The 4,810-nt window shown below is 59.9% G+C and carries 2 protein-coding genes; one reads left to right on the plus strand and one right to left on the minus strand.

Going from position 1 to position 4,810, the window contains the following annotated elements:
• Positions 1-164: 164 nt before the first annotated feature.
• Positions 165-1,097, minus strand: coding sequence for a tetratricopeptide repeat protein (locus FJ398_26105; GenBank protein ID MBM3841361.1), 933 nt, complete (start codon positions 1,095-1,097; stop codon positions 165-167).
• A gap of 366 nt (positions 1,098-1,463) precedes the next feature.
• Between FJ398_26105 and FJ398_26110 the strand changes: the two genes are divergently transcribed.
• Entirely contained in the window at positions 1,464-4,427 is a 2,964-nt protein-coding gene (locus FJ398_26110) for a hypothetical protein (GenBank protein ID MBM3841362.1), read from the plus strand.
• Positions 4,428-4,810: the final 383 nt, after the last annotated feature.

Raw genomic sequence — 4,810 nt, forward strand, 5'->3', positions numbered from 1 at the left:
CCATGCACTCGTCCCTTGAACCGATCAGCGGTAGGGCGAGTCCGTCCCGGCGAGCCGCTCGGCCTGCGTGGAACACGTCCGACTCGGCTCGCTGGGGACAGGCTCGCCCTACCAGAAGGTCAGAGGAAGAACTCGCGATCCGCGTTCGCGCTCTGCCAACGGCCCTACGGCCCTTTCCGTTGCAGCGCCTTGCCCAGGGCGCGCAGGGCGGGCTGGAAATCAGGCTTCAGCCGGAGGGTTTCCTGGAATTCCTCGATCGCCTCGTCGATCCGGCCTTGGGAAACATACGCGTTGGCCAGGTTGTAGTGGGCGTCCACGTAGTTCGGCGTGAGTTGCACCGCTTTGGCGAAATGGATGGTCGCGTCGGTCAGCTTGCCTTGCCGCGCCAAGACGGTTCCCAGGTTGTTATGGGTCGAAGCCGAGTCCGGGTTGAGGTTTAGCGCTTCATTGAAATGTTTCACGGCTTCCTCGAACTGCCCGCGTTTGACGAGGAGGTTGCCAAGGTTGTTGTGGGCTTCAGCGTAGTCCGGCAGAATCCTCAGCGCCTCCGTGTAGTGTTGAATGGCTTCCTCATCCTTGCCGAGCCGGGTCAGGGCGATGGCCAGGTTGTAATGCGTATCCTCGGAGCCCGCGTCGTGGCTCAGGGAATGTTGATACTCCTTCACGGCTTCCTCGATCTTCCCTTCGGCGAGCAACTCGTTGCCACGCGTGAGGAGACCGACGGCGATTTCGGCATCGTTCGCCGCGCTTTCGCCTTCCTCTCCGTGGGAATGGGTGTTCGTGGTAGTCGCTGAGGAAACGTTTGTGCCTTCCAGATTTGAAGGGAGCGGTGACGAGGCCTTGGCGAGGGACGTGCTGGCCGATGCCGGACTTGGACCCGGGCGGTCAACGCGCAACCGGTAAACGGCCAGAGCGCACAAAGCCGCCGCGACGAGGACCAAAACCAGCCCGATTTTGGCGGCGTTTGATTTCGGGGGAGTCGAAGGAGTTAACCTGGAATCCGAACGCGAGGGAGGTTTTCCCGAATGGGGAGGGCGTTTCCGTTTGTCCGGTTTCATCGTGGCGGCCAAATATGACGCCAGAATCGCATGTTTCAACTCAGAATGTCTGGGGAGAATCGGCGGCCCACGCCTGATTCAAGAATCGGCGAAAGGAGCGCGGGCAACCTGCCCGCCCGTTTCCGAGGATCTGGACAGAAAAACCTCTCGCGGGCAGGCTGCCCGCGCTCCTTCTTGAATCAGCCGTGGTCAGGAGCCAAACCGCGTGTTCCCAACGTTCTCAAGTGCTTTTTTGTTGCGAGCCAGGCCAAATATATGGTGAAGTCTGCCGAGTTCCCGAACGAACAGTGCTCGAGAGAATCGTCTAAGGCTGTGTGCACGCGGAAGAGGGCAGTACGGATGAGTGTCCGGGCTGATTCCCCTCAGACGACTTTCGCGAGTTTCACAAACTCAGAATAACAGACTATGCCAAGAACACCGTGCAAAGCGTTTGCTCTCCTTTTTGCTGTAGCCGGGCTGGCCTCAGTTAGCTCTTACGCGCAGCAAAAGGCTGTTAATGGTTACTTGAGGGCAGACATCTTCTTCAACAAAACCGCGGCTAATTCCGTCGCTGGAACGAAAGCCGATCCGCGATTCCCCAACAACCCTACCGAAGTCCGGTTCCTTAAATACTTCGAGTTCCCGCCCGGAGCGGACGATGGAACGCCACCTCCCGGGAACGTTTATGATAACTACGGCGATCGCCTTTGGGGCTGGCTGACTCCCAAGCAAACGGCCGAGTACATCTTCTTCGTTGCTGCGGACGATCCGGCTGAGCTGTGGCTCAGCACGGACGAAACCGAGGCCAACAAGAAGCTGATCGCCAACGAGCCGCAATGGAACGGCGTGCGCGCCTGGGTGGCGACTTCGCGGCGGCCCGCTTGCCCCGATAACGGCGGCGTCCAATGCGATAACCGATCTAATCCCATCCGCCTTGAAGCGGGCAAACGCTATTTCGTCGAAGCGATCCATAGCGAGGGCCTTGGCGGCGACAACGTCGCAGTGACCTGGATCAAGAAGGGCGATCCGGACCCGGAAGCCGGCGCGTTGCCCATCGGCAGCGAATTCCTCTCTTCCGTGGCGGATACCACGCTCAAGATCACTGTCGATCCGGCGAGCACCCTGCGCGATGAGGGGCAGACGGCCGCGTTCAGCGTCAGCCACAACAGCCTCGGTCCAGACGCGCCGATCACTTATCAATGGCGCAAGAATGGAGCCGCTATCGCCGGAGCCACCTCCGCGACCTACACCAGCGCAAAGCTCGTGGCAGCAGACAACAACGCCAAGATCAGCGTCGTCGTCTCTGCGGGCGGGCAATCCGTCACCAGCAAGGACGCGACGCTCACGGTGCTCAAACTGGGTCCGCCGATTGTCGTGCCTGGTTTTGCCAAGATGGAGATTTACAAAGAGATTTCTGGAAACCCGGTCCAGAATCTTTTGGACAGCCCGAAGTACCCGGCTTCCCCGGATGAAGTCGTTTATCTGGCCGGGTTCAACAGCCGCAGCGCTCTTCCAAGCGACAGCCTTGAGGCTTACGGCGCACGGATCACGGCATGGGTGACACCTGTTGAGTCGGGGCAATATGAGTTTTTCATCCGCAGCGATGATGCTTCTCAGTTGTTCGTCAGCACGGATGACAAAGAAGCCAATCTCGCGCCCGTGGCGGAAGAAACGGGCTGTTGCGGCGCCTTCGAGGAATCTGGCGCGGCCGAAACGTCGGCTCCGATCCAATTGACAGCCGGGCGGCGTTATCTGATCCAGGCGCTCTACAAAGAAGGCGGCGGCGGTGACTTTTGCCAGGTCGCGTGGCGGAAAGTCGGCGACAAGACGGCTGCTGGCGCGCTTGCGCCAATCGCGCCCGGATTCTTGTCCTACGAAATGCCCTCCAAAGGCAGTGTGGCGATCACCACGCAGCCGGCCAACGCTACGGCTCAAGAAGGAAAGCTTGCGACCTTCACCGTGGAGTACACCTCAACGCACGGTCCGGTGGCGTTTCAATGGCAGAAAAACGGTGTGAACCTTTCCGGCGGCACATCGAAGTCAGTCTCGTTTGGACCGGTGACACCAGCGGACAACGGAGCTAAGCTGAAAGTGATTGTCTCGATCCCCGGGGCAGTGGCCACCAGCAGCGAAGCAACGTTGACTGTCACGGGTGACACAACGCCGCCTGTTCCGTTCGCCGGCGCCTTGAAGAAGGGCAACAACCAGGAAATCGGCATCGGGTTCGATGAACCGGTAGATGCTGCTTCCGTGGGCGCTGCAGCCAACTACACCATCAGCGCGGGCAAGATCGAGAAGGTCGAAGTCGTGACTCGCTCTCTGGCCGGGTTCTCGCCCGATCTTCCGGTCAAGCCCGTCGAGTATTCGGGCGTCAAACTGATCGTTTCAGGCCTGACTGCTGGCCAGCCGTACAAGGTCAGCGTTAAGGGCGTCAAAGACGTCAAAGGAAACACGATCACCTCTCCGATTGAAGTCCCATTCACCGCCGAAGCTGCGAAGACCTACACCATCGTCGGCGCTAACGAATCCGGATTCGCGAACGACGCGGTCCGCGTCGGCGATCAAGGATTCGACATCATCAGCAGCGGAGTGGCCTTCTGGTCCGACTACGACGAAGCAACTTTCGTGAACGAGCCAATCACGGGAGACTTCGACAAGATCGCCCAGTTGGAATATCAAGATCCGAGCAGCCAATGGTCGCGTTGCGGCTTGATGGCCCGCGAAGCGCTGGACGAAGGCAAGAATCGACCTGATCGCGGCGCCTGCACCCAGGCGCTCGAGACGGATGGCACCTATTGCGTCCCGAAGGCGCAACTGTTCAGCCGGTTCCAGACGGTTCACGCAAACCCAACGATCCGCTGGGACGCTGGCGTGGCGAACAACGGCTACGAAAATCATTGGCGTGCGGAAGACACCTATAGCCGCAACTTCGGCAATCAAATGCAGAGCGCGGACGGCGGTTTCGGACCGATGAACTATCCCAACGTGTGGATGCGGTTGAAGCGGGAGGGCAACTTCCTGATCACATTCCGCAGCCTCGATGGGAAGGTTTGGAACCAGATGACGAGACGCGAGTTTGCCAATCTCGCGCCCACGCTCTTCGTGGGTCCATTCCTGGCGCCCGAACTACTCAACAACGGCACAAAGGACGGCCTGAACCACGGCGTGCTGGCGAAGTTCAGGAATTACCGCGACTTCGGCACGACGACCCCGCCTCCAGGATCGAAGCTCGCTTTCGAGCGCACTGCGACCGGACTCAGGCTGACCTTCACGGGCACTCTGCAGGCTGCGGATTCCGTGACCGGACCTTGGGCTGATGTCGCTGGAGCGAGCAGCCCGGCGAGTATCACGTTCTCCGGGGCCGGGAAATTCTACCGAGCCAAACAGTAAAGGCTCTGGAGCATTCTCACAGAGGACCGGGCGAAAGCCCGGTCCTCTTTTTTTTGCCATGAACAGGTAGGGCGAGTTGTCCTCAACGAGCCGCTCGACAGGCGTGGAATACGTCCGGCTCAGCTCGCCGGGGACAGGCTCGCCCTACCATGGGAAGCTTCCTTGATTCCAGAACCATGCACTCGTCCCTTGAACCGATCAGCGGTAGGGCGAGTTGTCCTCAACACGCCGCTCGACAGGCGTGGAATACGTCTGACTCGGCTCGCTGGGGACAGGCTCGCCCTACCGTGGGAAGCTTCCTTGATTCCAGAACCATGCACTCGTCCCTTGAACCGATCAGCGGTAGGGCGAGTTGTCCTCAACGAGCCGCTCGACGGGCGTGG

The sequence above is a fragment of the Verrucomicrobiota bacterium genome, from assembly GCA_016871535.1.
In the GTDB taxonomy this organism is placed as follows: Bacteria; Verrucomicrobiota; Verrucomicrobiia; order Limisphaerales; family SIBE01; genus VHCZ01.